Source organism: Rubrivivax soli, assembly GCF_049810355.1.
Taxonomy (GTDB): domain Bacteria; phylum Pseudomonadota; class Gammaproteobacteria; order Burkholderiales; family Burkholderiaceae_C; genus Rubrivivax.
Genome location: NZ_CP187368.1, coordinates 2,673,030 through 2,695,665 on the forward strand (window position 1 = coordinate 2,673,030; position 22,636 = coordinate 2,695,665).

The 22,636-nt window shown below is 70.9% G+C and carries 27 protein-coding genes; 9 read left to right on the forward strand and 18 right to left on the reverse strand.

Annotated features, from left to right (window positions below; genetic code table 11):
* Nucleotides 1-11: 11 nt before the first annotated feature.
* Nucleotides 12-887, reverse strand: coding sequence for a pirin family protein (locus tag ACPOLB_RS12060; protein WP_425261608.1), 876 nt, complete (start codon nt 885-887; stop codon nt 12-14).
* Between the two features lie 68 nt (nt 888-955).
* Between ACPOLB_RS12060 and ychF the strand changes: the two genes are divergently transcribed.
* The 5 genes from ychF (at nt 956) to rpoH (ending at nt 7,581) form a co-directional block, all read left to right on the forward strand.
* Complete coding sequence (ychF, locus tag ACPOLB_RS12065; protein WP_425261609.1) at nt 956-2,050, forward strand: redox-regulated ATPase YchF; 1,095 nt, start codon at nt 956-958, stop codon at nt 2,048-2,050.
* Between the two features lie 58 nt (nt 2,051-2,108).
* Nucleotides 2,109-5,276: a CHASE domain-containing protein gene (locus ACPOLB_RS12070; RefSeq protein ID WP_425261610.1), complete on the forward strand. Its 3,168-nt coding sequence runs from the start codon at nt 2,109-2,111 to the stop codon at nt 5,274-5,276.
* Between the two features lie 18 nt (nt 5,277-5,294).
* The gene (gene nadC / locus ACPOLB_RS12075) at nt 5,295-6,155 is read left to right on the forward strand and encodes a carboxylating nicotinate-nucleotide diphosphorylase (RefSeq protein WP_425261611.1); all 861 of its coding nucleotides are present in this window, start codon (nt 5,295-5,297) and stop codon (nt 6,153-6,155) included.
* Nucleotides 6,152-6,556, forward strand: a complete 405-nt coding sequence (locus ACPOLB_RS12080; RefSeq protein WP_425261612.1) for a hypothetical protein — start codon at nt 6,152-6,154, stop codon at nt 6,554-6,556. Before nadC ends, ACPOLB_RS12080 begins: the two co-directional genes overlap by 4 nt.
* 104 nt (nt 6,557-6,660) lie before the next feature.
* Nucleotides 6,661-7,581, forward strand: a complete 921-nt coding sequence (gene rpoH, locus ACPOLB_RS12085; RefSeq protein ID WP_425261613.1) for an RNA polymerase sigma factor RpoH — start codon at nt 6,661-6,663, stop codon at nt 7,579-7,581.
* Between the two features lie 42 nt (nt 7,582-7,623).
* Here the strand turns inward: rpoH and ACPOLB_RS12090 are convergent, their stop codons facing one another.
* Genes ACPOLB_RS12090 through ACPOLB_RS12110 form a run of 5 tightly spaced genes read right to left on the reverse strand, consistent with a single transcriptional unit; the run spans nt 7,624 to nt 11,625 of the window.
* On the reverse strand, nt 7,624-8,232 hold the full coding sequence (locus ACPOLB_RS12090; RefSeq protein ID WP_425261614.1) for an SCO family protein: 609 nt from the start codon (nt 8,230-8,232) through the stop codon (nt 7,624-7,626).
* On the reverse strand, nt 8,208-9,125 hold the full coding sequence (gene cyoE, locus ACPOLB_RS12095) for a heme o synthase (protein ID WP_425261615.1): 918 nt from the start codon (nt 9,123-9,125) through the stop codon (nt 8,208-8,210). Before cyoE ends, ACPOLB_RS12090 begins: the two co-directional genes overlap by 25 nt.
* A 15-nt stretch (nt 9,126-9,140) precedes the next feature.
* Nucleotides 9,141-10,259, reverse strand: a complete 1,119-nt coding sequence (locus ACPOLB_RS12100) for a COX15/CtaA family protein (RefSeq protein ID WP_425261616.1) — start codon at nt 10,257-10,259, stop codon at nt 9,141-9,143.
* Complete coding sequence (locus tag ACPOLB_RS12105; RefSeq protein ID WP_425261617.1) at nt 10,260-10,892, reverse strand: hypothetical protein; 633 nt, start codon at nt 10,890-10,892, stop codon at nt 10,260-10,262.
* Between the two features lie 10 nt (nt 10,893-10,902).
* Nucleotides 10,903-11,625 carry an SURF1 family protein gene (locus tag ACPOLB_RS12110; RefSeq protein ID WP_425261618.1) on the reverse strand — a complete coding sequence of 241 codons (723 nt, stop codon included), beginning with the start codon at nt 11,623-11,625 and terminating at the stop codon, nt 10,903-10,905.
* Between the two features lie 30 nt (nt 11,626-11,655).
* On the opposite strand from ACPOLB_RS12110, the gene ACPOLB_RS12115 reads away from it, so the two are divergent.
* Nucleotides 11,656-11,877 carry a twin transmembrane helix small protein gene (locus ACPOLB_RS12115; RefSeq protein ID WP_425261619.1) on the forward strand — a complete coding sequence of 74 codons (222 nt, stop codon included), beginning with the start codon at nt 11,656-11,658 and terminating at the stop codon, nt 11,875-11,877.
* 67 nt (nt 11,878-11,944) lie between these two features.
* On the opposite strand, the gene ACPOLB_RS12120 is transcribed toward ACPOLB_RS12115, so the two are convergent.
* The 8 genes from ACPOLB_RS12120 to ACPOLB_RS12155 form a co-directional block, all read right to left on the reverse strand.
* On the reverse strand, nt 11,945-12,829 hold the full coding sequence (locus ACPOLB_RS12120) for a cytochrome c oxidase subunit 3 (protein ID WP_425261620.1): 885 nt from the start codon (nt 12,827-12,829) through the stop codon (nt 11,945-11,947).
* A gap of 35 nt (nt 12,830-12,864) precedes the next feature.
* Nucleotides 12,865-13,089 carry a DUF2970 domain-containing protein gene (locus ACPOLB_RS12125; protein WP_425261621.1) on the reverse strand — a complete coding sequence of 75 codons (225 nt, stop codon included), beginning with the start codon at nt 13,087-13,089 and terminating at the stop codon, nt 12,865-12,867.
* Nucleotides 13,086-13,688: a cytochrome c oxidase assembly protein gene (locus tag ACPOLB_RS12130; protein ID WP_425261622.1), complete on the reverse strand. Its 603-nt coding sequence runs from the start codon at nt 13,686-13,688 to the stop codon at nt 13,086-13,088. Before ACPOLB_RS12130 ends, ACPOLB_RS12125 begins: the two co-directional genes overlap by 4 nt.
* Nucleotides 13,685-13,813: a cytochrome oxidase small assembly protein gene (locus ACPOLB_RS12135; protein WP_425261623.1), complete on the reverse strand. Its 129-nt coding sequence runs from the start codon at nt 13,811-13,813 to the stop codon at nt 13,685-13,687. Before ACPOLB_RS12135 ends, ACPOLB_RS12130 begins: the two co-directional genes overlap by 4 nt.
* 13 nt (nt 13,814-13,826) lie before the next feature.
* Nucleotides 13,827-15,461: a cytochrome c oxidase subunit I gene (ctaD, locus tag ACPOLB_RS12140; protein ID WP_425261624.1), complete on the reverse strand. Its 1,635-nt coding sequence runs from the start codon at nt 15,459-15,461 to the stop codon at nt 13,827-13,829.
* A 28-nt stretch (nt 15,462-15,489) separates the two neighbouring features.
* Nucleotides 15,490-16,674 carry a cytochrome c oxidase subunit II gene (gene coxB / locus ACPOLB_RS12145; protein WP_425261625.1) on the reverse strand — a complete coding sequence of 395 codons (1,185 nt, stop codon included), beginning with the start codon at nt 16,672-16,674 and terminating at the stop codon, nt 15,490-15,492.
* 5 nt (nt 16,675-16,679) lie between these two features.
* Complete coding sequence (locus tag ACPOLB_RS12150) at nt 16,680-17,201, reverse strand: DUF2244 domain-containing protein (protein ID WP_425261626.1); 522 nt, start codon at nt 17,199-17,201, stop codon at nt 16,680-16,682.
* Between the two features lie 179 nt (nt 17,202-17,380).
* A complete protein-coding gene (locus tag ACPOLB_RS12155) occupies nt 17,381-18,298 on the reverse strand; it encodes a class I SAM-dependent methyltransferase (RefSeq protein WP_425261627.1) in 918 nt (305 codons plus the stop codon).
* Between the two features lie 23 nt (nt 18,299-18,321).
* Between ACPOLB_RS12155 and ACPOLB_RS12160 the strand changes: the two genes are divergently transcribed.
* Nucleotides 18,322-19,011, forward strand: a complete 690-nt coding sequence (locus tag ACPOLB_RS12160) for a ComF family protein (RefSeq protein WP_425261628.1) — start codon at nt 18,322-18,324, stop codon at nt 19,009-19,011.
* Entirely contained in the window at nt 19,011-19,478 is a 468-nt protein-coding gene (trmL, locus tag ACPOLB_RS12165; protein WP_425261629.1) for a tRNA (uridine(34)/cytosine(34)/5-carboxymethylaminomethyluridine(34)-2'-O)-methyltransferase TrmL, read from the forward strand. Before ACPOLB_RS12160 ends, trmL begins: the two co-directional genes overlap by 1 nt.
* 24 nt (nt 19,479-19,502) lie before the next feature.
* Here trmL and ACPOLB_RS12170 read toward each other — a convergent pair whose 3' ends face one another.
* The 4 genes from ACPOLB_RS12170 to ACPOLB_RS12185 all read right to left on the reverse strand — a co-directional run bounded on the left by ACPOLB_RS12170 (nt 19,503) and on the right by ACPOLB_RS12185 (nt 21,812).
* A complete protein-coding gene (locus ACPOLB_RS12170) occupies nt 19,503-20,495 on the reverse strand; it encodes an NAD(P)H-dependent glycerol-3-phosphate dehydrogenase (RefSeq protein ID WP_425261630.1) in 993 nt (330 codons plus the stop codon).
* Nucleotides 20,496-20,502: 7 nt separating this feature from the next.
* The gene (gene secB, locus ACPOLB_RS12175) at nt 20,503-20,979 is read right to left on the reverse strand and encodes a protein-export chaperone SecB (RefSeq protein ID WP_425261631.1); all 477 of its coding nucleotides are present in this window, start codon (nt 20,977-20,979) and stop codon (nt 20,503-20,505) included.
* 98 nt (nt 20,980-21,077) lie between these two features.
* Nucleotides 21,078-21,338: a glutaredoxin 3 gene (gene grxC / locus ACPOLB_RS12180; protein ID WP_425261632.1), complete on the reverse strand. Its 261-nt coding sequence runs from the start codon at nt 21,336-21,338 to the stop codon at nt 21,078-21,080.
* A gap of 69 nt (nt 21,339-21,407) precedes the next feature.
* A complete protein-coding gene (locus tag ACPOLB_RS12185; protein WP_425261633.1) occupies nt 21,408-21,812 on the reverse strand; it encodes a rhodanese-like domain-containing protein in 405 nt (134 codons plus the stop codon).
* Nucleotides 21,813-21,872: 60 nt separating this feature from the next.
* Here ACPOLB_RS12185 and gpmA point away from each other — a divergent pair, with 60 nt between their 5' ends.
* On the forward strand, nt 21,873-22,619 hold the full coding sequence (gene gpmA, locus ACPOLB_RS12190) for a 2,3-diphosphoglycerate-dependent phosphoglycerate mutase (protein WP_425261634.1): 747 nt from the start codon (nt 21,873-21,875) through the stop codon (nt 22,617-22,619).
* Nucleotides 22,620-22,636 lie beyond the last annotated feature (17 nt).

Genomic DNA, 22,636 nt, shown 5'->3' on the forward strand with positions numbered 1-22,636 from the left:
CGCGGCGAGGTTCACGTCAGGCGGCGCTCGGGCAGCGGGATGAACTCGGATTCGCCCGGCACGGCCGGAAAGCGCTGCGCCGCCCAGTCGTCGGCGGCCTGCACGATGCGTTCCTTGCGGCTGGAGACGAAGTTCCAGTAGAGGTGGCGGTGGCCCAGCGGCGCGCCGCCGATCAGCACCACGCGCGCGTCGCCGCTGGCCGAGAGCATGGGCTCGTCGCCCGGCGCGATCACCACCATCTGCTGGGGCGGCACGGCCACGCCGTCGAGCTCGAAGCTGCCGCTCACGCCGTACAGCGCCCGCTCGGGCGCCGGCGGCAGCGGGAAGGCGTCGCCGGCAGCCAGCGCGATGTCGAGGTACAGCGTCTCCGAGCGCGTGGCCACCGGCGAGGTGGCGCCGAAGGCGCTGCCGATCAGCACGCGCAGCTGCGCGCCGCCGACCTCCAGCGCCGGGATCGCGGCGGCCGGCGTGTGCGCGAACGACGGCGCCATCTCCTCGTCGGCCTCGGGCAGGGCCGCCCACAGCTGCAGGCCGTGGCTGCGGCGCGCCACGCCGCGCAGGTCCTCGGGCGTGCGCTCGGAATGCACGATGCCGCGGCCGGCCGTCATCCAGTTGATGGCGCCGGGCTCGATGCGCTGCACGGCGCCGGTGGAGTCGCGGTGCATCATCGCGCCCTCGAACAGGTAGGTCACCGTCGCCAGCCCGATGTGCGGGTGGGCGCGCACGTCGTGGTTGTCGTCGGGGCCGGCATCGATGGGGCCGAAGTGGTCGAAGAACAGGAACGGCCCCACCGCCTGGCGCGTGGCCGCAGGCAGCAGCCTGCGCACGAGGAAGCCCCCGCCCAGGTCCTTGGTGTGGGGGTGCAGGCTGGTGTGCTGGGAGTGCATGGGCGCGAGTGTAGGAAAATCCGCCATCTCGCGCCTGGCGCGCCCCGCTTCTTTCCCGAAAGCCTTCCATGAGCCTCAAGTGCGGCATCGTGGGCCTGCCCAACGTCGGCAAGTCCACCCTCTTCAACGCGCTCACCAAGGCCGGCATCGCCGCCGAGAACTACCCGTTCTGCACCATCGAGCCCAACGTCGGCGTGGTCGAGCTGCCCGACCCGCGGCTGGCCGCGCTGTCGGCCATCGTGCAGCCTGAGCGCGTGGTGCCGGCGATCGTGGAGTTCGTCGACATCGCCGGCCTGGTGGCCGGCGCCAGCAAGGGCGAAGGCCTGGGCAACCAGTTCCTGAGCCACATCCGCGAGACCGACGCCATCGTCAACGTGGTGCGGTGCTTCGAGGACGACAACGTCATCCACGTCGCCGGGCGCGTCGATCCCATCGCCGACATCGAGGTCATCCAGACCGAACTCTGCCTGGCCGACCTGGGCACGGTGGAGAAGAGCCTGCACCGCTACGTGAAGGCCGCGCGCAGCGGCAACGACAAGGAAGCCGCAGCCCTGGTGAAGGTGCTGGAGAAGTGCCAGGCCGCGCTCGACCAGGCGCAGCCGGTGCGCAGCATCGCCTTCAGCAAGGAAGAGCAGGCGATCCTCAAGCCGCTGTGCCTGATCACGGCCAAGCCGGCGATGTTCGTCGGCAACGTCAGCGAGACCGGATTCGAGAACAACCCCTTCCTCGACCGCCTGCGCGAGTTCGCCGCGAAGCAGAACGCGCCCGTGGTCGCCATCTGCGCGAAGACCGAGGCCGAACTGGCCGACATGGCCGACGAGGACAAGGCGCTGTTCCTGGCCGAGATGGGCCAGGACGAGCCGGGCCTGAACCGCCTGATCCGCGCCGCCTTCAAGCTGCTGGGGCTGCAGACCTACTTCACGGCCGGCGTGAAGGAGGTGCGCGCCTGGACCATCCACATCGGCGACACCGCGCCGCAGGCCGCCGGCGTGATCCACACCGACTTCGAGCGCGGCTTCATCCGCGCGCAGACGATCGCGTTCGACGACTTCGTCGCCTACAAGGGCGAACAGGGCGCGAAGGACGCCGGCAAGATGCGCGCCGAAGGCAAGGAGTACGTCGTCAAGGACGGCGACGTGATGAACTTCCTGTTCAACGTCTAGGTCAGGCCGCACGCACGCCGTGCCGTTGCGGCGGTAGAGTCCGGCGATGCTCGGGGACATGGACCGCCCGCTCGCAGTGCCCGCCTGGCGCGTCGTTGCCGGCACGGCGCTGGCGTACGCCGTGGTCGGCTGGCTGGCGCTGCTGCTGGCGGTGCCGCCGGGCTACGCCTCGCCGCTGTACCCGGCCTCGGGCGTGGCGCTGGCGGCGGTGCTCACCTACGGCAGCACCGCGTGGTCGGGCGTGCTGCTGGGTTCGTTCGGCGTCAACGTGGTGCTCAGCGCCTCGCGCGGGCAGTTCGACGCCGCCGCGCTGTGGGTGCCGCTGGCCATCGGTGGCGGCGCGATGCTGCAGGCCATGCTGGGCGCGGCGCTGCTGCGGCGCTGGGTGCCGCAGCCGCTGGTGCTGGCCGGGCCGCGCGACATCGCGGTGGCCGGCCTGCTCGGGGCCACGTCGTGCCTGATGAACGCCACGCTGGCCACGGCCGTGCTGCACCTGGACGGCGCCGTCAGCGGCGAGCAGGTCGTCTCGAACTGGGGCACCTGGTGGATCGGCGACACGCTGGGCGTGCTGATCGGCCTGCCGCTGGCGCTGACCATGATCGGCCAGCCACGCGCCGACTGGCTGCCGCGGCGGCGCACCGTGGGCGTGCCGCTGCTGCTGGCGACGCTGCTGCTGGCGGCAGCGACGCTGGTGGTCGGCCGCTGGGACGAACAGCGCCTGACGGCCGCCTACGACCGCGACGCCGACCAGATCGCCATCGAGGCCGAGGCGCGGCTGCGCAAGCCGCTGCACGCGCTGCAGGCGCTGCACAGCGCCCACCTGGCCGCCGGCGGGCTGGACGAACGGGCGCTGCGCGAGGCCGCCCGCTGGTGGCTGGCCGAGCCGATCGAGCTGCAGGCCACCGGCTACAGCGCGCGCGTGCCGCGCGCGGAGGTGCCGGCGTTCGAGGCGGCGGCGCAGGCCGATGGCCTGGTCGGCTACCGCGTCTTCGACCGCGAAGGCGCGCCCGGCGCCGCCGCCGACCCCGATGTGCTGGCGCTGCGGCTGATCGAGCCGCGCGCGGGCAACGCGGGTGCGCTGGGCGTCAACACGTACTCGATCCCGGCCGCCCGGCCCGCGGTGCTGCACGCCCGCGACACCGGCCTGCCCTCGGCCAGCGCCGCGTTCCGTTTGACGCAGGCCACGCGCGAGGAGGCCGGCTTCGTCATCTACCAGGCCGTGTACGACGGGCCGGTGGCGACGGCGGCGGAACGCGCGCAGCGCTTCCGCGGCGTGCTCTTCGTCACCGTGCGCGCCGAGCGCCTGCTGGCGGGCCTGGCCGGGCCCGAGCAGGACTACCTGCAGTGGTGCCTGATCGACCAGGACCCCGGCGCCGTGCAGCGCCGCCTGGCCGGCCCGCCCGGCTGCGAGAGCCAGCCGTCGGGCGCCTTCGAGCGGCTGCGCTCGGTGTCGTTCGCCGCGCGCCAGTTCGGCCTGCGCGTGACCACCACCGCCGCCCGGCTGCCCGGGCGCCAGCGCGCCAATGCCTGGATGTTCTCGGTGGCCGGGCTGCTGTCGGCGGCGATGCTGGGCGCGCTGCTGCTCACCGTGACCGGGCGCGCACGCCGCATCGAGCTGGCCGTCGACGAGCGCACCGCGCAGCTGCGCCGCGAGGTGCTGGAGCGCACCCACGCCGAGGAAGCCCTGCGCGACAGCGAGGCACGGCTGCGCAGCATCCTGGACAACGTGCCCATCGGCGTGATGTTCCTGGACCCGCAGGGCCGCATCGTCGAGACGAACCCGCGCCTGTGCGAGATGCTGGGCCGGCCGGCGACCCAGTTGCTGGGCCTGCCGCTGGCGCAGATCGCGCACGCCGAGGAACAGGCCGAGAACCAGCACCAGCTGGCCGAGCTGCTGGCACGGCGGGTCGAGATCTCGCGCCGCCAGCTGCGGCTGCTGCGGGCCGACGGCCAGGTGCTGTGGGTGCGCGCGCACCTGACCGTGCTGCGCGACGCGCAGGGCCAGGCGCTGCGCCTGGCCGGCGTGGTGGAGGACATCACGGAACACCTGCGGCTCGAGGCCTCCGAGCGCGCGCTCGACCGCGCCGAGGCCGCCAACCGCGCCAAGAGCGAGTTCGTCTCGCGCATGAGCCACGAGCTGCGCACGCCGCTGAACGCGATGATCGGCTTTGCGCAGCTGCTGGGCCTGGACCGCGACCCGCAGCTGGCCGCGCACCAGCGCGAGTGGACCGCGCAGATCCAGCGCGCCGGCTGGCACCTGCTGGAGATGATCAACGACACGCTGGACCTCGCGCGCATCGAGAGCGGTGCGGTGCAGCTGTCGATGCGGGCGCTGGACCTGCAGGACGTGGTCGCCGCCAGCGTCGCGCTGGTCGCCAATGCCGCCGGACAGCGCGGCATCCGGCTGCAGGTGGACCTGCCCGTCGAGGCGCGCAGCGCCACGGCCGACGAGACGCGGCTGAAGCAGGTGCTGACCAACCTGCTGTCCAACGCCGTGAAGTACAACCGCGACGGCGGCACGGTGCTGGTCACGGCGGTGCACGACGCGGCGGCGCGGCAGATCGCCATCACGGTGCGCGACAGCGGACTGGGCATGACGCCGTCGCAGCTGGACGCGCTGTTCCAGCCCTACAACCGCCTGGGCCGCGAGAACACGGCCATCGAAGGCACCGGCATCGGCCTCGTGATCAGCCGCCGCCTGGCCGAGCTGATGGGCGGCACGCTGGAAGCGGCCAGCACCGCGGGCCAGGGTTCGTCGTTCACGCTGCGGCTGGCTGCGGCCCCCGACGCCGGCGCGCTGCCGCCGCCGGCCCCGGCCGCCGCCACACCGCCCTACCGCCAGCGGCGCGTGCACTACATCGAGGACAACGAGACCAACATCGAGGTCATGCGCGGCGTGCTGCTGCAACGGCCGCAGATCCTGATGGAGGTCTCCACGATGGGTCTGGACGGGCTCAGCGCCATCCGCGCACAGCGGCCCGACCTCGTCCTGCTCGACATGCAGCTGCCCGACATCAGCGGGCTCGAACTGCTGCGCCACATGAAGAAGGACGACGACGTCGCCGACATCCCGGTCATCGTGGTCTCGGCCGACGCCACCACCGCGCGCATGCAGGAGGCGCTGACGCTGGGCGCGGTGCACTACATCACCAAGCCGCTGGACATCGCGCGCTTCCTGCAGACGCTGGACCAGACCCTGGAAACCATGGACACGCGCTGGGGCTGACCGCCCCCGCCCACTTGCATGCACGCACACAACGAAACCCTGGACGACGCGCGCGCGCGCAACGTGCGCGACGCGTTGATGGAAGACATCGGCCGCGGCGACTGGACCGCGCAGCTGGTGCCCGCCGGCCGCCGCGTGCAGGCGCAGGTGGTGGCCAAGGAAGCCGCCGTGCTGTGCGGCCAGGCCTGGTTCGACGCCTGCGTGGCAGCGCTCGACGGCACCGCGCGCGTGGACTGGGCGGTCGCCGAAGGCGTGCAGGTCGTGCCGGGCACGGTGGTCTGCCGCATCGCCGCCGAGGCCCGCGCGCTGCTCAGCGCCGAGCGGCCGGCCCTCAACTTCCTGCAGCTGCTGTCGGGCACGGCCACGATGACGCGCCAGTATGTCGACGCCATCGCCGGCGCCTCGCCCAACCCGCGCGGGTGCGCCGTGCTCGACACGCGCAAGACCCTGCCCGGGCTGCGCCAGGCGCAGAAGTACGCGGTGCGCGTGGGCGGCGGGCAGAACCAGCGCCTGGCGCTGTGGGACGGCATCCTGATCAAGGAAAACCACATCGCGGCGGCCGGCAGCATCACGGCGGCGCTGCGCGCGGCGCAGGCGCTGGGCGCCGGCGTCTCGGTGCAGGTCGAGGTGGAGTCCTTGACCGAGCTGCAGGAGGCGCTGGCCGCCGGCGCCACCAGCGTGCTGCTGGACGACTTCACGCTCGACGACATGCGCCGGGCCTGCGCGCTGAACCAGGGCCGGGCGCTGCTGGAGGTGTCGGGCGGCGTCGACCTGGCCGGCATCCGCGCGATCGCCGGCACCGGCGTCGACCGCATCTCGGTCGGCAAGCTGACGAAGGACGTGCACGCGGTCGACCTGTCGCTGCGGGTGCAGGCGTGAGCGCCGCGACCGACGCGGACACCAGCCCGCTCACCGGCGAACAACTGCTGGAGATCGCACGCGCCGCGGCAGGCAGCACCGGCTGCCCGGCCTGCGCCGCGCTGGTGTGCCCGGGCTGGGAGTCGTTGCCGGCCGGGTTCGACACCGGCGTGCTGCGCGCGCTGGGCACGCTGCGCCAGGGCGAGGACGAACCCGGCTGGGACGAGTTCCACCCCGACGGCACCCGGCTGTGGTCGCCCGACGCGCCGATCGCGCCGCGCCACCACCCGTACCACCGCTGCGACGTGGCAGCCTGCAGCGGCTGCGGGCGTGCCTTCCTGCGCTACACCGAGTTCGGCGGCTACTACGTCGACCAGCGCGTGCGCGCGCTGGACCCGGCGCTGGTGCGGACCGACGCCTGAATGTGAGCAAAGACTCACACCGATGACCCGCCGGCTTTAGCACTCATTCACGGCGAGTGCTAATATTTGGGAACTTGGTCGAACGACCGGAGTCCCATACCGCCATGAACACTGCTGCCGCCACCGCCCTGTCTGTCCGCGACCCGTGGGCCCTGGTGCCGTCCATCGGCAACCTGGACGCCTACATCACGGCCGTCAACCGGCTGCCGATGCTGACGCCGCAGGAAGAGAAGCAGTACGCGCAGCGCCTGCAGCAGCACGGCGACGTCGAGGCCGCCGGGCGCTTGGTGCTGTCGCACCTGCGCCTGGTGGTGTCGGTGTCGCGCCAGTACCTGGGCTACGGCCTGCCGCAGGGCGACCTGATCCAGGAAGGCAACGTCGGCCTGATGAAGGCCGTCAAGCGCTTCGACCCGGAACAGGGCGTGCGCCTGGTCAGCTACGCGCTGCACTGGATCAAGGCCGAGATCCACGAGTACATCCTGAAGAACTGGCGCATGGTGAAGGTGGCCACCACCAAGGCCCAGCGCAAGCTGTTCTTCAACCTGCGCTCGATGAAGCAGGGCCTGAAGGGCGATGCCGCCGACGCCGACACGCACCGCAACACGCTGACGCCGGCCGAAGTGGCCACGGTGGCGCGCGAGCTGAACGTGAAGCCCGACGAGGTCATCGAGATGGAGACCCGGCTCTCGGGCGGCGACGTCGCGCTGGAGCCGCAGAACGACGACGGCGAAGAGAGCTATGCGCCCATCGCCTACCTGGCCGACGACGCCAGCGAGCCCACGCGCCGCCTGGAGGCGCGCCACCGCGACTGGCTCTCGGGCGACGGCATCAGCCATGCGCTGGCAGCGCTGGACGAGCGCAGCCGCCGCATCGTCGAGGAGCGCTGGCTGAAGGTCAACGACGACAGCTCCGGCGGCATGACGCTGCACGAGCTGGCCGCCGAGTACGGCGTCAGCGCCGAGCGCATCCGCCAGATCGAGGTGGCTGCGATGAAGAAGATGCGCAAGGCGCTCGAGACCGCCTGACAGGCATCTGCGGCGCGGCGGGCCGCTGGCCCGCCACCCCGGCTAGCCCTTCTCGGCCAGCAGCAAGCGCAGGTCGGCGGCCAGCGCCTCGGCACCGCTGCCATAGCGCGTGAACAGCCGCACCCGGCCCTGGGCATCGAACACGTAGCTGCCGGCGGTGTGGTCCACCGTGTAGCTGGTGGCGGTCTTGCCCGGCACCTTGTTGTAGAACACCTTGAAGGCCTTGGCCGCAGCCTTGATCTCGTCGGGTGTGCCGTGCAGCGCCACGAAGTCGGCACCGAAGTTGCCCACGTAGGCCTTCAGCAGCTCGGGCGTGTCGCGCTCGGGGTCGACCGTGACGAACACGCCCTGCACACGCGCACCGTCGGCGCCCAGCATCTGCTTGACCTGCGCCAGTTCGGCCAGCGTCGACGGACAGACATCGGGGCATTGCGTGAAACCGAAGAACACCACCGTGACCTTGCCCTTGAAGTCCGACAGCTGGCGCGGCCGGCCATCGGCGTCCTTCAGGTTGAGTTCCTTCGCGTAGTCGGCGCCGGTGATGTCCACGGCCTTGAACGCGGGCTTGCTGACGCCGCCGCTGTCGCAGCCGGCCAGCACGGTGGTGCCGGCGGCGGCCAGCAGGATCAGGCGCCGAGAGAGACGAGCCATGGGTGCAGGTAGTGGTCCAGCAGCAGCGCGGCGAACAGCAGCGACAGGTGCCAGATGGAGAAGCGGAAGGTCTTGCGCGCCAGCGCGTCGCTGTAGCCGCGCCAGAGCTGGAAGGCCAGCACGATGAACCAGACGCCCAGCACCACGGCGGCCACCAGGTAGATCCAGCCGCTCATGCGGTAGGTGAAGGGCAGCAGCGTCGCGGCGAACAGCACGAAGGTGTAGAGCAGCACCTGCAGCCGCGTGAACTCGGGGCCGTGCGTGATCGGCAGCATCGGCAGGCCGGCGCGGCGGTAGTCCTCGGCCCGGTACAGCGCCAGGGCCCAGAAATGCGGCGGCGTCCACAGGAAGATGATCAGCACCAGCATCAGCGCCTCGGGGCCGACCTCGCCCGTCATCGCGGCCCAGCCCAGCAGCGGCGGCATCGCGCCCGAGGCGCCGCCGATGACGATGTTCTGCGGTGTCAGCGGCTTCAGCACCACGGTGTAGACCACCGCGTAGCCCACGAACGTGGCGAACGTCAGCCACATCGTCAGCGGGTTGACCCAGAACCACAGCACGGCGCTGCCGGCGGCACACAGCAGCGCGGAGAACACCAGCGTCTGCGTGTTCGTCAGCTCGCCCTTGGCGGTGGGGCGCCAGGCGGTGCGCGCCATGCGGCGGTCGATGTGCTGCTCGACGATGCAGTTGAAGGCCGCAGCGGCCGCCGCCACCAACCAGATGCCCAGCGTGGCCGCACCGGCCAGCACAAGGTTGGGGACACCGGGCTCGGCCAGCAGCATGCCGATGAGCGCGCAGAAGACGATGAGCTGCACCACGCGCGGCTTGGTGAGCGCATAGAACTGCGACCACTTCGAGGCGGTGCTGGCGGGGGCGGCGAGGGTCTGGGCCATGGGGAACCGTGGATTCTAGGCAGCGGCCGTGGCCGCCGACGGCCGGGCGGCGACGGCCGGCTGCCGTGCCGGCGCGGTGCGTGCCAGCAGCAGCGTCAGCAGCAGCACCAGCGCCGCGGCACCGGCTGAGTGGCCCAGCGCGGCAGCCAGCGGCCAGCCGAGCACGACGTTGCTGAGGCCGCTGGCCAGCTGCGCCAGCAGCAGCAGCGCCAGGCCGGCGCCGAAACGCCGCAGTGCCGGCGCACGCCACAGCCGCCAGGCCAGCAGCCCCAGCGCCACGGCCACCACCACGGCGAACAGCCGGTGCGCCATGTGGATGGCGACCAGCGCCTCGAAGCTCAGGTAGCCGCCGTGGCCGGCGCGGCCCAGTTCGCGCAGCAGCGTGAAGCCTTCGCTCCAGTGCATCGCCGGCCAGGCCTGCCCGTTGCACAGCGGGAATCCGCTGCAGGCAAGCACCGCGTAGTTGGTGCTGACCCAGCCGCCGAGTGCGATCTGCACCACCAGCAGACCGCCGGCCCCCAGCGCCAGCCGGCGCAGCGGCGGCGCCGCAGGCAGCGGCGCGTTCCGGTAGGCCGTGTGCTGCACCGCCAGCAGCGCCAGCAACGCCAGCCCGCCCAGCAGGTGCAGCGTGACGATGGCCGGGTACAGCTTCAGCGTCACCGTGAACGCACCGAACGCCCCCTGCACCAGCACCCACGCGAGCGTGGCGGTCGCCCACCAGGGCGAGTGCGGCAGGCGGGCGCGCTCTTTCCAGCTGGCCGCGGCCATCACCAGGATCAGCACGCCCACGGTCATCGCCAGGTAGCGGTGGATCATCTCGATCCAGGCCTTGGACCAGGTCACCGGGCCATCGGGGAGCGCGGCCTGTGCGGCGTGGATGTCTGCCCGTGCGCCCAGCGGGCTGGCCTCGCCGTAGCAGCCCGGCCAGTCGGGGCAGCCCAGGCCGGAGTCGGACAGCCGCGTGAACGAGCCGAAGACGATGAGGTCGAAGGTGAGGAACAGCGTGATCGCCGTCAGCGCCGCCAGCCGCGCGCGCGCGTCGCGCCCGCGCTGACGCAGCCACACCCACGACAGCGGCAGCAGCGCGATGACCAGCGCCAGCAGCGCGAGGCGGGCGAAGGAGTCGACATCCATTCAGCGCCCCGGTTTGTCCCAGCCGCCGGAGGCGCGCATCAGCTTGTCGAGGTCGCGCTTGACCTTGGCGGGATCGGGCTGCGCGGGCACGCGCATCATCCATTCGCCCATCGGGTCGACGATGTACAGGTGCTCGTCGAGCCTGTGACCCGGCTCGGCAGACAGCCAGCGCTCGACGGCGTCGCCGTCGGCCTGCAGGATGCGCATCGCCGGCGCGGCTTCGGCTGCAGCACGCAGGGCCGGCGCCGGCTGCTGGCCATCGGTGACGAGCCACAGCTTGTCCAGGCGGTCGGCTTCGCGGCCCAGCATCTCGCGCAGCTGGCGCTGCATGAACAGGCGCTTGTCGCACGCGGCGTCGCAGCCGGCCGCGCCCACCGCGACCAGCAGCCACTGGCCACGCAGGTCCGCCGTGGCCACCGGCTGGCCGTCGAGCTGGCGCAGACCGAGGTCAGGCATCGTCCGCGTGGGCGTGATCAGCGTGCTGTAGTTCGTGCGCGCCTGCGGTCGCACCACGAAGTAGGTGAAGTACGAGGCGATGACCGGCGCGGCGCACACCAGCAGCACGAGCAGCATCTTCCAGCGGCCGCTGCGGCGCTGCTCGAGCACCGGCGGGGCCACGCTGTGCACGGTCATGCTCAGCGGTTCAGCGGCGGAGCCGGGGGCGGAGGAGTTGGAACCAGACATACAGACCGAGGATGAGGGTGGCCAGCGCAAACCACTGGAAGGCGTAGCCGTGGTGCTTGTGCACGTCGGCGGCCGGGCGAGGCCACTGGCGCAGCAGGCCGTCGGCAGGCGCCAGCGGGCCGTCTTCCTGCACCACCGACAGTGGTCGCAGCGCGAGCCCGGATTCCTGACCGAAAGCAGCGAGGTCGAGATTCTGCCGGATCGGCCCGCTGGCGGCGCCGTCGAACTCGTACAACCGGCCCGGCGGGGGGGCGATGCGGCCGGCGACCTGCACGACGCCATCGGGCGTGGCGGGCGGCGCGATGCGCGTGCGCTCCGCCTGGTCGCGCGGCAGCCATCCCCGCTGGACCGCCACCGCACTGCCGTCGGCCAGCAGCAGCGGCGTCACCACGTAGAAGCCCGGGCGGCCGTTCATCTGGCGGTTGTCGAGGTAGACGCTGTGCGCGGCCGACCAGCGGCCCTGCAGCACGACGGCCCGGTGGTGCTGGCCGGCGGCGGCGGCCGCGGTCGCGGCCAGTTCGCCAGCAGGCAGCGGCGGCAGCGCCCGGCGCTGGTCGAGCGTGGCCTGCAGGCCGGTCTTCTGCGCCGCCCGGTCGAGCTGCCACACGCCCAGGCGGGCCGTGACGGCCACGCCGACCGCGGCGGCCAGCAGCACGACGGCCCGGCTGCCCTTCAAGCGCACGGCAGCCCCCGCGGCGGATAATCCGGGCCGATGAAGATCGTGATCGTGTTGATGCTCGTGGCGGTGCTGGCCGCCCTGGCCGGTGCCGGGCTGTTCATGCTGAAGAAGCGCGACCCCGACGCCCCGGCCCAGAACCACATGGCGCGCGCGCTGGCGCTGCGCGTGGCGCTGTCGGTGGCCTTGTTCCTGTTCATCCTGCTGAGTTGGTGGATGGGCTGGGTGCGGCCCACCGGCATCCCGATGGGCCCGTGACGGGGCGGCGGCTGCCGCATGACAAAGGGCGCCCGAGGGCGCCCTTCTCGTTGCCGCAAGGCTGGCGTCAGAGCCAGTAGACGAGGAAGTACAGGCCGAGCCAGACCACGTCGACGAAGTGCCAGTACCAGGCCGCGCCTTCGAAGCCGAAGTGGCGCTTCGGCGTGAAGTGACCCTTCATCAGGCGCAGCGTGATGAACAGCAGCATCAGCATGCCGACGAACACGTGGAAGCCGTGGAAGCCGGTCAGCATGAAGAACGTGCTGCCGAAGATGCCCGAGCTGAGCTTGAGGTTCAGGTCGCGGTAGGCGTGCACGTACTCGTAGCCCTGCACGACCAGGAAGGTGGCGCCCAGCAGCACGGTGATCCACATCCAGGCGATGGTCTTGCCGCGGTTGCCGGCGAGCAGCGCGTGGTGCGCGATCGTGAGCGTGATGCCCGAGGTCAGCAGCAGCGCGGTGTTGATCGTCGGCAGCGGCCACGGACCCATGGTCTGGAAGGGCTCGACGGTGCCGGCCGGCGAGGCCGTCACGCCGCCGCCGGCGCTGGGCCAGATGGCCTTGAAGTCGGGCCACAGCAGCTGGTGCTCGAGGTTGCCCAGCATCGGCAGCGCATGCACGCGCGCCCAGTACAGCGCGCCGAAGAAGGCCGCGAAGAACATCACCTCCGAGAAGATGAACCAGCTCATGCTCCAGCGGAACGAGACGTCGATGCGATCGGAATACAGACCGCTCTCGCTCTCGTGGATCGCCTCGCTGAACCAGCGGTACATCACGCCCAGCCACACCACCAGGCCGGCCAGCAGCACCCAGGCCGCCCAGCCGGCGCCGTTGACCCACTGGCCCGCGCCGTAGATCACCAGCAGCAGGCCGAAGGCCATCATCACCGGGTGCTGCGATGGCTGCGGAATGTAGTAGTACGGGGTGGTCCCCGCGGGCGTCATGGCCGACATGTCGAACTCTCTCCTCGGATCAAACTCTTGAATGGCTACGCTGCGACGCCGCTGCCGACAACCCAGCGCACCAGCAGCACCAGCACCACGATGAACAGCACGGCGCCGGCGATGCCGGCGATCACCACATGCACGGGGTTCAGCTTCTGCACGTCCTGCGCGTAGTCGGCCGAACGCCGCACGCCGAAGAACGACCAAGCCACCGCGCCCGCGGTCTGCAGGAAGGACCCCTTGCGGCGGACCGGCGACTCGTCGCTCACGTGCCCACCTCGCCCTTCGGTTCCTGCGGCACCTTGCCGCCGACTTCGAAGAAGGTGTAGGACAGCGTGATCGTCGTCACGTCCTTCGGCAGCTTGGGATCGATGACGAAGCTGACCGGCCAGCGCTTGCTCTCGCCCGGCGCCAGCGTCCATTCGCTGAAGCAGAAGCACTCCAGCTTGTTGAAGTGCGGGCTCGCCTGCCGCGGCGCGTAGCTGGGTATGGCCTGCGCGGCCATCGTGCGGTTCTGCACGTTGCGGAACTCGTACTCCACCGTCATCAGCTGCCCCGGATGGACCTGCACCGTGCGCTGCGCCGGCTTGAAATCCCAGGGGCCGCGGGCATTGGCATCGAACTCGACGGTGATGAGCCGCGTGCTGTCGACCTGCGTGTTGCCGGCACTGGCGCGCCCCGACCAGTTGCCGGTGGCGATGCGCTGCTCCGACAGCGACAGCACGTTGATGCCCAGTGCCTCGCAGATCGAGCGGTACATCGGCACCAGCGCATAGCCGAAGCCGAACATCGCCGCCGTCACGACGACGAGCTTGCCCAGCATGCGCCGGTTGTCGGCGCCGATCAGCGAACGCCGGCCGGCGGTCATGCCCCCATCCACCAGATCTTGGCGACGAAACCCAGCGCGAACACGGCGGCCATCGACGCCAGGATCAGCGCCAGCCGCACGTTGGCCTTGCGTTGCTGCTCGGTGGTCTGCACGGTGGCTCCCATCACGCTACGCTGCTCAGCCCACCACGCGGGTGGCCGTGGCGTCCAGCTTGGGCGGCTGCTCGAAGGTGTGCCAGGGCGCCGGAGACGGCACTTCCCACTCCAGGCCTTCGGCGGCCTCCCAGGGCTTCTGCGGTGCCGGCTCGCCCTTGCCGCGCATCATCGGCACGACGACGAACAGGAAGAAGTACACCTGCATCAAGCCGAAGCCGAACGCGCCCACGGTGGCGATGGCGTTGAAGTCGGCGAACTGCATCGGGTAGTCGGCATAGCGACGCGGCATGCCGGCCAGACCCAGGAAGTGCATCGGGAAGAACGTGATGTTGAAGAAGATCAGCGAGCCCCAGAAGTGGATCTTGCCGCGCGTCTCGGAGTACATCACGCCGGTCCACTTCGGACCCCAGAAGTACACGCCGGCGAACAGCGCGTACAGCGAGCCCGCCACCAGCACGTAGTGGAAGTGCGCCACCACGTAGTAGGTGTCCTGCAGCTGGATGTCGATCGGGGCCATGGCCAGGATCAGGCCCGTGAAGCCGCCCATCGAGAACACGAACAGGAAGCCGACCGAGAACAGCATCGGCGTCTCGAAGGTCATCGAGCCGCGCCACATGGTCGCCAGCCAGTTGAAGATCTTCACGCCCGTGGGCACCGCGATCAGCATCGTCGCGTACATGAAGAAGAGCTGCCCCGTCACCGGCATGCCGGTGGTGTACATGTGGTGCGCCCAGACGATGAACGACAGGATCGCGATCGACGACGTGGCGTACACCATCGAGGTGTAGCCGAACAGGCGCTTGCGCGCGAAGGTCGGGATGATGGCGCTCACGATGCCGAACGCCGGCAGGATCATGATGTAGACCTCGGGGTGCCCGAAGAACCAGAAGATGTGCTGGTACATCACCGGGTCGCCGCCACCGGCCGGGTTGAAGAAGTTGGTGCCGAAGTGGCGGTCGGTCAGCGTCATCGTGATGGCGCCGGCCAGCACCGGCATCACCGCGATCAGCAGGTAGGCGGTGATCAGCCAGGTCCAGCAGAACAGCGGCATCTTCATCAGCGTCATGCCGGGCGCGCGCATGTTCAGGATCGTGACGATGATGTTGATCGAGCCCATGATGGAGCTGGCGCCCATGATGTGCATCGCGAAGATGCCCGCGTCCATCGACGGGCCCATCTGCAGCGTCAGCGGGGCGTACAGCGTCCAGCCTGCGGCAGGCGCGCCACCCGGCATGAAGAACGAACCCACCAGCATCAGCGCCGCCGGGATCAGCAGCCAGAAGCTGAGGTTGTTCATGCGCGCGAAGGCCATGTCCGCGGCACCGATCTGCAGCGGGATCATCCAGTTCGCGAAGCCCACGAAGGCCGGCATGATCGCCCCGAACACCATGATCAGCCCGTGCATCGTGGTCAGCTGGTTGAACAGCTGCGGGTTCACGAACTGCAGGCCGGGCTGGAACAGCTCGGCGCGGATGCCCAGGGCCAGCACGCCGCCCACCATCAGCATCGCGAAGCTGAACAGCAGGTACATCGTGCCGATGTCCTTGTGGTTGGTGGCGAACAGCCAGCGCCGCCAGCCGTGCGGATGCCCGTGGTCGTGGTCGTGCGCGTGGCCTGCGCCGTGCGCGTGGCCGTGGGGGTCGAGAACAGCACTCATCGGTTAACTCCTGGACGCGGCGGCGTGATTACTTGCGGGCAGCAACGATCTCGGCGGGCTGCACGAGCTGGCCGGTCTTGTTGCTCCAGTTGTTCTTGGTGTAGGTGATGACGGCGGCGATCTCGGTGTCCGAGAGTGAACGCCATGCCGGCATCGCGCCGTTGGCCGCGCCGTTCAGCAGGATCGCGATCTGCTTGCTCTTGTCGGCATCCAGCACGATGGCCGAGCCGTCGACCGCCTTGATCGGGCCGGCGCCCTTGCCGTCGGCACGGTGGCAGGCGGCGCAGTTGGCGGCGTAGACCTTCTCGCCGCGCGCCACCAGCTCGTCGAGCTTCCATTCCTTGGTCGGATCGTCGGCGGCCGCGGCCATCTCCTTCTTCTTGCCTTCGACCCACAGCGCGTAGTCGGCCTGGCTCACCACCTTCACGTGGATGGGCATGTAGGCGTGCTCCTTGCCGCAGAGCTCGGCACACTGGCCGTAGAAGTCGCCGGTCTTCTCGGCGCGGAACCAGGTGTCGCGCACGAAGCCGGGGATGGCGTCCTGCTTCACGCCCAGCGACGGCACCATCCACGCGTGGATGACGTCGTTGGCCGTGGTGACGATGCGGATCTTCTTGTCCACCGGCACGACCAGCGCGTTGTCCACCTTCAGCAGGTAGTTGTCGGTGGCCGGGGGCTTGCCGCTGTCGGACATCGTGCGGTGGCTGACGTCGAGCGTGGACAGGAAGTTGATGCCCTCGCCTTCGCCGGCGAGGTAGTCGTAGCCCCATTTCCACTGGTAGCCGGTGGCCTTGATCGTGATGTCGGCGTTGGTGGTGTCCTTCATGGCCACCACGGTGCGGGTGGCCATCGCGCCCATGCCGATGACGATGATGAAGGGCACGATGGTCCATGCGATCTCGACCGCCACGCTCTCGTGGAAGTTGGCGGCCTTGTGGCCGACCGACTTGCGGTGCTTCAGGATCGAATAGAACATGACGCCGAAGACGGCGACGAAGATCACCACGCAGATCCACAGCACGATGTAGTGCAGCGATTGCTGGTCCTCGGCGATGCGCGTGACCGGCGGGTGCAGGTCGAGCTGGCGCACGGCCGGGCCGCCCGGCAGGTCCTTGACGGCATCGGCCGCCACCGCGGCGTGGGATGCGAGCAGGGCCGCCAGGGCCAGGCTACGCTGCGACAGGCGCTGCCAGAGTGAGGTCATCGTCTTCATCGTCGTCACTTGAGTTCGGTTCCCGTTGCTTGTTCTGGACTGCCGGCGCGCCGCAGCGCGCGCCGCAGTTCCTGGGCGAAGGCCGCGCGCGCCTCGGGCCGCAGGAAGCGGCCCACGCGCACGCTCTGTCCACGCGCGGACAGTTCCACCAGCGATCCTTGGCCGCCCACCGGTTCGACCTTCAGCCACTCGGCCTGCAGATCTGCACGTGCCACGCGGCTGCCATGGCACTGCTCGATGGCCAGCGAGTGGCCGGCCAGCGTCAGCACTTCGCGGTCGCCGGCATGGCGTGCGTACACGATGAGGGCGATGCCGACCAGCAGCAGTTCGACGGCGGCGAAGACCACCACCACCGGCGCCCCCTGCCACCAGAATCCGGCCGAGATGAGGGCCGCCACCACGCACAGCGACAGGTAGACCGCGCCCAGCTGGCGCGGCGTGATCGAGCAGTTGCGCCGCAGCACCCACTGCAGCGCGGTGCGGGCGCCGCCATCGATCTGCACCTCGCGCGCGAACCGCCATGCCATGCCCTGCGGCGGCATAGCCGGCGCGGACCAGGGACTGGGGACGAAGGTGGCGCTCATCGGTGCAGGGTTCAGCAGACTTGGGTTGAGCAGCCTCCGATGCGGGCTCAGAGGGCGCGACGGCAGCGCATGCTCTGATCTGGCTCAACAGCCGCGGATTCTATCGCAGCGCGCAGGGCTTCTCACGGTGCCTTGCGGCTGCTGCGCACCATCGCACGCAGGTCGTCGAGTGGCAGATTTGTCTCGCTTGTGACGCGGGCACGCGGCACGGGCTTGAACGCATGGCCGTAGACCAGTTCGAACTGCAGCGCCGGGCGGCCGTCGGCACCGGCCAGCCCGCTCAGCACCTGCAGCAGCCGCGCGCGCCAGCGGGGCGTGCGCAGGCCGGCGTGGCGGGCTGGATCGACGTTGCCGCCCAGCGTGCGCAGTTCGGCCAGCAGCGCCGCTGCGTCGGGCCACGTCAGCGTCACGGTCTCCTGGTCCATCACCGGGTCGGCGAAGCCGGCCTGCACCAGCATGTCGCCGATGTCGTGCATGTCGACGAAGGGTGCCAGCGGGGGCGGCCAGCCCTGCGCGCGGTACAGCGCACGCAGTGCCTCCAGCGTGCCCGGACCGAGCGTCGAGAACATCAGGAACCCATCGACCGCGAGCGCCCGGTGCCACTGCCGCAGCACCGCCTGCGGATCGTGGACGGCGTGCAGCATCATGTTGGCCCAGACCAGCTGCGCACTGGCCGGAACGACCTCGGCCTCGGCCTGCGCGCCAGGCCGCGGCGCCGACCAGCGGCGCGGCGACCACCACGGCGTGGCAGCCGGAGCCCGGGCCGCCGGCGCCGCGGCCTCCACCTCCACGATCCGCGCCTTTGGGTACACCGCCCGCAACGCCGCGCCGCCACCGCCCAGCGCTGCCCACCAGTCCAGCACCTGGGCGGGCTGCAGCTTGATCAGGGTCAGGCGCTCGGCCATGCGGCGCGCCGCTTCGCCGTGCAGCCACGGCGCGCCGTCGGCGCGCTGCAGGCGCTGCAGCACGTGGACCAGCGCCGTGCGGTCGATCGGGCGCTGGGGCTGCGCGGAGGCGGGATCGACGGAGGAGGCAGGCATCGGCGGGCAGTATATTGAGCGCGATGCACGCGCCGTCGACCGTCGACCTGCCGGGCCAGTGCGAGGTCTGCCGCAGCTGGAGCGGCGGCCGCCTGTGCAGCGCCTGCTGCAACGCCCATGCGCCCGTGGTCTCGCGCTGCGAACGCTGTGCACTGCGCCTGCACGGCAGCGCCACGGTCTGCGGGGCGTGCCTGCACACCCCGCCGCCGCAGACAAGCTGCCGCTGTGTCGCCGACTACGGCTTCCCCTGGGACCGCCTGATCGCCGACTTCAAGTTCCGTGGCCGGGTCGACCTGGCCCCGGCACTGTCCGCGTTGCTGGCGCAGGCCACCGCGGACGCGCCGCGTCCGGGCCTGGTGCTGCCGGTGCCGCTGTCGCCGCAGCGCCTGGCCGAGCGCGGCTACAACCAGGCGTGGGAGCTGGCCCGCCGCGTCGCGCGCCGGCACCAGCTGCCGGCCGATGCCACGCTGCTGTCGCGACCGGTCGACACCGCCCACCAGGCCGACCTGCCGCGCGCGGCGCGGCTGGCCAACCTGCGCGCCGCCTTCCTCGTCGACCCGCACCGGCGCAGCCTGCTGCAGGGCCGGCACGTGGCACTGGTCGACGACGTGCTGACCACCGGCGCCACCGCACGCGAAGCCGCGGCGGCGCTGCTGCGGGCCGGCGCCGCGTCGGTGGACGTGTGGGTGCTGGCGCGCACACCGGAGCACTGATGTTCCACGTCGTGCTCGTGCATCCCGAGATCCCGCCGAACACCGGCAACGTGATCCGGCTGGCGGCCAACACCGGCTGCACGCTGCACCTGGTGGAGCCGCTGGGCTTCTCGATGGACGACAAGCTGCTGCGCCGCGCCGGGCTCGATTACCACGAGTACGCGCCAGTGCGCCGCCACGCGTCGTGGCTGGCGCTGTTGGACGCCGAGCGGCCCGACCCGGCACGCTGCTTCGCATTCACGACGCGCGGCACGCAGGCCTTCGGCGAGGTCGCCTGGCAGCCCGGCGACTGGCTGGTGTTCGGCAGCGAAGGGGCGGGCCTGCCGCCGGCGCTGCGCGAGAGCTTCCCGCCGGCGCAGCGGCTGCGGCTGCCGATGCGGCAGGGCCAGCGCAGCCTCAACCTCAGCAATGCCGTGGCGGTGGCGGTGTTCGAGGCCTGGCGGCAGAACGGCTACGCCGGCAGCTGAGCCCGCGCAGAGGCCGAGCCGCCGTCAGTCCACGCCCTCGGCGCGCGCCTCGCGCGTCATCAGCCGCCACATCGCCTGCTCGGGCGCCAGGCGCCCTTCCAGCACGTCGACCACGCTTTCCGTGATCGGCATGTCCACGCCCAGGCTGCGCGCGCGCTGCAGCACGGTGGCCGCGCTGTACACGCCCTCGGCGACATGGCCCAGCTCGGACAGGATCTCCGGCAGCGCGCGCCCCGCAGCCAGCAGCAACCCCACGCGGCGGTTGCGCGACAGGTCGCCGGTGGCGGTGAGCACCAGGTCGCCCAGGCCCGACAGGCCCATGAAGGTCTCCAGCTGCGCGCCCAGCGCCAGCCCCAGCCGCGTCATCTCGGCCAGGCCGCGCGTGATGAGTGCCGCCCGCGCGTTCAGGCCGGTGGCCGGCATGCCGTCGACGATGCCGGTGGCGATCGCGAGCACGTTCTTTACCGCACCGCCGACCTCGACGCCGATCACGTCGCGCGACGTGTAGACGCGCAGCGCCTCGCCGTGGAAGGCCTCGACGGCGGCGGCCGACAGCGTGTCGTCGTCGCTGGCCGCCACCAGCGCGGTGGGCTGGCCACGCGCCACCTCGAGGGCGAAGCTGGGGCCCGACAGCACTCCGCAGGGTGCGCCCGGGCGCACGGCACGCGCGATCTCGTGGCCGAGCGCGCCCGTGCCGGACTCGAAGCCCTTGCACAGCCACAACGCCGGCATGCCGGCGGGCAACGACGCGAGTTGTTCGCGCAGGCCCGCCATCGGCGTGGCGATGACGAGCAGCCCGCCCGCGGCATGGGCCAGCGCGGCCGCGTGGTCGGCGCCGATGCGCAGCGCCTCGGGCAAGGCGACCGCGTCGCCCAGGTAGCGGCTGTTGCGGCGCGACGCCGTGATCGCCTGCGCCTGCGCGGGGTCGCGCGCCCACAGCAGCACGTCGTGCCGCAGGGCGGCGGAGGCAGCGAGCGCTGTGCCCCAGGCACCGGCCCCGAGCACGGCGATCTTCACGGCAGCGTCAGTTCGCGCTGGTGATGATGCGCGAGCCGCCGTTGCCGTTCGCGGCGGCCGCCTGCTGTTGCTGCGCTTCGAACATGGCCTGGAAGTTGACTTCCGTCAGCAGGATGGGCGGGAAGCCGGCGCGCGTGCAGACGTCGGAGACGATGGCGCGCAGGTACGGGTAGATCATCTGCGGGCAGACGATGCCGATGATGCCCTGCATCTGTTCGTCGGGCACGTTGCGGATCTCGAAGATGCCGGCCTGCTTGGCCTCCACCAGGAACAGCACCTTGTCGGCGACCTTGGTCGTGACGGTGGCCGTGACGGTGACTTCGAAGATGCCGTCGGCGACGCCGGCGGCGGCCATGCCGAGGTTGATGTCGACCTGCGGCTGCTGCTGTTCCAGCAGGATCTGGGGCGAATTCGGTTGCTCCAGCGACAAGTCCTTCAGGTACATGCGCTGGATCTGGAAAACGGGGGTCGCTTCGTCGGCCATGGGGAGTTGTTCCGGATGTGGGGCAGCAGGCGAGCCGCCGGACGGCGGCTGGGGGCGCGATTATCACCGAGGCCCCGTGACACTCCGGGGCGGACCGCTCAGGCGGCGCCGAGCAGCGGCATCAGCCCGCCGCGCTGGTCGAGCGCGACCAGGTCGTCGCAGCCGCCGACATGGGTGTCGCCGATGAAGATCTGCGGCACCGTGCGGCGCCCGGTCAGCGCCACCATCGCGTCACGCTCCGTCGGGTGCAGGTCGACGCGGATCTCGTCGATCTGCGCCACGCCCCGCTGCTGCAGCAGCGCCTTCGCGCGCACGCAGTAGGGGCAGACCTGGGTCGTGTACATCCGGACGGGCTTCATGCGGGGTTCCTGTGGTTGGCAGCAAGCGGCGACACGGATTGTCCCGCGCCGGCAATGTCCGACGCGGGATCAGGCGCTCTTCTCGACCGGCAGGTTGGCCTCGCGCCAGGCGCGCGTGCCGCCGCTGACGGCCACGGCGCTTTCGTAGCCGGCCTTGCGCAGCAGCGCCGCGGCACGGCCGGCGCGTGCGCCGCTCGGGCACAGCAGCACCACGGGCACGGTCTTGTTGCCGGGCAGGCCCTTGGCATCGGGCAGCTGGCCGAAGGGGATGTTGCGCGCGCCGATGGCGTGGCCCGCGGCGAACTCGCCGGGCTCGCCCACGTCCACCAGCACGCCCTTCTTGTGGTTGATCAGCTGCACGGCGTCGTTGGTGCTGATGCCGCCGGCGCCCTTCTGCAGCGTCGGGAACATCAGCAGCGCGCCCGACGTGACGGCCATCAGGATCAGGATCCAGTTTTCGGTGAGGAAGTCCAAGGCGCAGCGCGTCGGTTCGCGTCCGTTTTGAGCAAAGCGCCGGATTATAGAATTCGACGCATGCACAAGCTTGTCCTCATCCGCCACGGCGAATCCACCTGGAACCTCGAGAACCGTTTCACGGGCTGGACCGACGTGCCGCTCACGGCCACCGGTGTCGCGCAGGCGCGCGAAGCCGGCCGGCTGCTGCAGGAGGCGGGCTACGAGTTCGACGTGGCCTACACCTCGGTGCTCAAGCGCGCCATCTGGACGCTGTGGCACTGCCTGGACGCGATGGACCGCACCTGGACGCCGGTGCTCAACGACTGGCGGCTGAACGAACGCCACTACGGCGCGCTGCAGGGCCTGAACAAGGCCGACATGGCCAAGGAGTACGGCGACGCGCAGGTGCTGGTCTGGCGCCGCAGCTACGACACGCCGCCGCCGCCGCTGGAGCCGGCCGACCCGCGCGGCCAGCGCGCCGACCTGCGCTATGCCCGGCTCGCACCGGAGCAGGTGCCGCTGACCGAGTGCCTGAAGGACACGGTGGCCCGCGTGCTGCCGTGCTGGAACGAACGCCTGGCGCCGGCCATCCGCAGCGGCCAGCGGGTCGTGATCGCCGCCCACGGCAACAGCATCCGGGCACTGGTGAAGTACCTGGACGACATCGCCGACGACGCCATCGTCGGCGTCAACATCCCCAACGGCATTCCGCTCGTGTACGAGCTCGACGACGACCTGAAGCCCGTCAGGAGCTACTACCTGGGCGACGCCGAAGCCGCGGCGAAGGCCGCCGCCGCGGCCGGCAGCACCGCGCAGCGCGCCTGACGCCACGCCGGCAGCCG